The 3,241-nt window shown below is 67.7% G+C and carries 2 protein-coding genes; both read left to right on the top strand.

Annotated features, from left to right (window positions below):
* Positions 1–2,784: hybrid sensor histidine kinase/response regulator (locus DWA33_RS24775; protein WP_147270308.1), on the top strand; the 2,784-nt coding region annotated here is incomplete at its 5' end.
* A 26-nt stretch (positions 2,785–2,810) separates the two neighbouring features.
* A partial coding sequence (locus DWA33_RS24770) for a chemotaxis protein CheW (protein ID WP_181902446.1) occupies positions 2,811–3,241 on the top strand: 431 nt, incomplete at its 3' end.

The following is a 3,241-nucleotide window of genomic DNA, read 5'->3' as shown; positions in this document are numbered from 1 at the left end:
TTTTTGACGGAGACCTTCGAGAGCCTGGACACGGTCGACAACCAGTTGGTCCGGTTTGAGCAGGAGCCGAACAACGCGAAGATATTGGACAATATTTTCCGTCTTGTTCACACCATCAAGGGGACCTGCGGGTTCTTGGGTCTGCCGCGGCTTGAAGCGCTTGCGCATGCGGCCGAGACGCTGATGGGCAAATTCCGGGACGGGATGCCGGTGACCGGGGAGGCGGTGACGCTGATCCTGACCACGATCGACCGGATCAAGGACATCCTGACCCAGCTGGAGGCGACCCAGGCCGAACCCGAGGGCGAGGACGGCGATCTGATCGGCGAGCTGGAGCGGCTGTCGATGCGCACGGCGGAGGAGATCGCAGCCGAGCTCGGCGCGGCGCCGGAAGCCGTGGCCGAAGTCGAGATGGCTGCCGAAGCTGCTGTGGCCGAGGCGGCCGATTCCAATTCCACCGAAGGCACCCTGGTGGCGCAGACGCTGGAGCGTCCGCTGCGGCCGGGCGAGGTGTCGCTCGACGAGCTGGAGCGCGCCTTCCGCGAGACCGCGACCGAGACGGCGTCGCCGCCGCTGCAGCCGGTGGCCGAGGAGGCCGCCGTCGTGGCGGAAGCGCAGGCCGAGCCGAAGCCGGCCAAGCCGGCCAAACCCGCCGCCAAGCCGGCGGCCAAGAAGTCCGGCGGCGAGGCTGAAGGGGCGGCCGAAGGCGGCGGGAGTGGCGGCGTCGCCAACCAGTCGATCCGCGTCAACGTCGATACCCTCGAGCACCTGATGACGATGGTGTCGGAGCTGGTGCTGACCCGCAACCAGCTCCTGGAGATCAGCCGCCGCCACGAGGACAACGAGTTCAAGGTGCCGCTGCAGCGGCTGTCGACGGTGACGGCCGAGCTGCAGGACGGGGTGATGAAGACCCGGATGCAGCCGATCGGCAACGCCTGGCAGAAGCTGCCGCGGATCGTGCGCGATCTCGCCTCCGAACTCGGCAAGCAGATCGAGCTGGAGATGCACGGTGCCGACACCGAGCTCGACCGCCAGGTGCTCGACCTGATCAAGGATCCGCTCACCCACATGGTGCGCAACTCCGCCGACCACGGGCTGGAGCGGCCCGAGGAGCGGGCGCGCAGCGGCAAGCCCGAGCAGGGCACGATCCGATTGAGCGCCTATCACGAGGGCGGCCACATCGTGATCTGCATCGCCGACAACGGCCGCGGGCTCGATACCGAGCGGATCAAGGCCAAGGCCTTGGCCAACGGGCTGGTCACCGAGGCCGAGCTCGAGAAGATGACCGAGGCGCAGATCCACAAGTTCATCTTCGCGCCGGGCTTCTCGACCGCTGCCGCCGTCACCTCGGTGTCCGGCCGCGGTGTCGGCATGGACGTGGTGCGCACCAATATCGACCAGATCGGCGGCACCATCGAAGTGAAGTCGGTCGCCGGCGAAGGCTCGGCGATCACCATCAAGATCCCGCTCACCCTGGCGATCGTCTCGGCGCTGATCGTCGAGGCCGGCGGCGACCGCTTCGCGATCCCGCAGCTGGCGGTGGTCGAGCTGGTGCGGGCGCGGGCCAATTCCGAGCACCGCATCGAGCGGATCAAGGACACCCCGGTCCTCAGACTGCGCGACAAGCTGCTGCCGCTGATCCATCTGAAGAAGCTGCTGCAGATCGACGAAGGCACCAGCAGCGAGCCGGAGAACGGCTTCATCGTGGTGACCCAGGTCGGCAGCCAGACCTTCGGCATCGTGGTCGACGGCGTGTTCCACACCGAAGAAATCGTCGTCAAGCCGATGTCGACCAAGCTGCGGCACATCGGAATGTTCTCGGGCAACACCATCCTGGGCGACGGCGCGGTGATCATGATCGTCGATCCGAACGGGATCGCGCAGGCGCTCGGCACCGCGGTGTCGGCGCAGCACGACATCTCCGACCAGGCGGCGGCGAGCCGCAACGCCTCGGCCGAGCAGCTCACCTCGCTCTTGGTGTTCCGCGCCGGCTCGAGCCAGCCCAAGGCGGTGCCGCTGTCGCTGGTGACGCGGCTGGAAGAGATCGCCTCCGACAAGATCGAGATGTCGAACGGCCGCTACATGGTGCAGTACCGCGACCAGCTGATGCCCTTGGTGCTGATGGAAGGCGTCGAGGTGGCGTCGAGCGGGGTGCAGCCGATCCTGGTGTTCGCCGACGAGGACCGCTCGATGGGCCTTGTGGTCGACGAGATCGTCGACATCGTCGAGGAGCATCTGCACATCCAGGTCGGCTCCAGCCGCGAGGGCATCCTCGGCTCGGCGGTGATCAAGGGCCAGGCCACCGAAGTGATCGACGTCGCGCACTTCCTGCCGATGGCGTTCTCCGACTGGCTGGCGCGCAAGGAGATGCGGCAGACGATGACCACCCGGTCGGTGCTGCTGGTCGACGACAGTGCGTTCTTCCGCAACATGCTGGGTCCGGTGCTGAAGGCGGCGGGCTACAAGGTGCGGGTCGCGACCTCGGCGGTCGAGGGCCTCGCCGTGCTGCGCTCCGGCGCGCAGTTCGACGTGATCCTGACCGACATCGAGATGCCGGAGATGAACGGCTTCGAGTTCGCCGAGGCGATCCGGGGAGACACCAAGATGTCGAACCTGCCGGTGATCGCGCTGAGTTCGCTGGTGTCGCCGGCGGCGATCGAGCGCGGCCGGCAGGCCGGGCTGACCGACTACATCGCCAAGTTCGACCGTCCCGGCCTGATCGCGGCGCTGAAGGAGCAGACCACGATGCATGCGACGCCGGAAGTGCTGGAGCAGGCGGCATGAGCGAGACCAGGAAGGACACCCACGCGATGAGCCGCACCGTCGACGCGATCAGCGGCAACACCACCCAGTTCGCCACCGCGATGATCGGCGGGCAGCTGTTCGGCCTGCCGATCAGCCGGGTGCAGGACGTGTTCATGCCGGAGCGGCTGACCCGGGTGCCGCTGGCGCCGGACGACGTCGCCGGCGTCCTCAACCTGCGCGGCCGGATCGTCACCGCGATCGACATGCGGGCCCGGCTCGGCCTGCCCAGGAACCAGGACGGCAAGCCGCCGATGGCGATGGGCGTCGACCTGCGCGGCGAATCCTACGGCCTCCTGATCGACTCCATCGGCGAAGTCCTGACCCTGCCCGACGAGGGCCGCGAGACCAACCCGGTCAACCTCGATCCCCGCATGGCCTCCTTCGCCAACGGCGTCCACCGCCTCGACGGACAGCTCATGGTCGTCCTCGACGTCGA

Source organism: Rhodopseudomonas pentothenatexigens, from assembly GCF_900218015.1.
Taxonomy (GTDB): Bacteria; Pseudomonadota; Alphaproteobacteria; order Rhizobiales; family Xanthobacteraceae; genus Rhodopseudomonas; species Rhodopseudomonas pentothenatexigens.
This window is presented reverse-complemented; position numbering and strand designations above follow the sequence as displayed.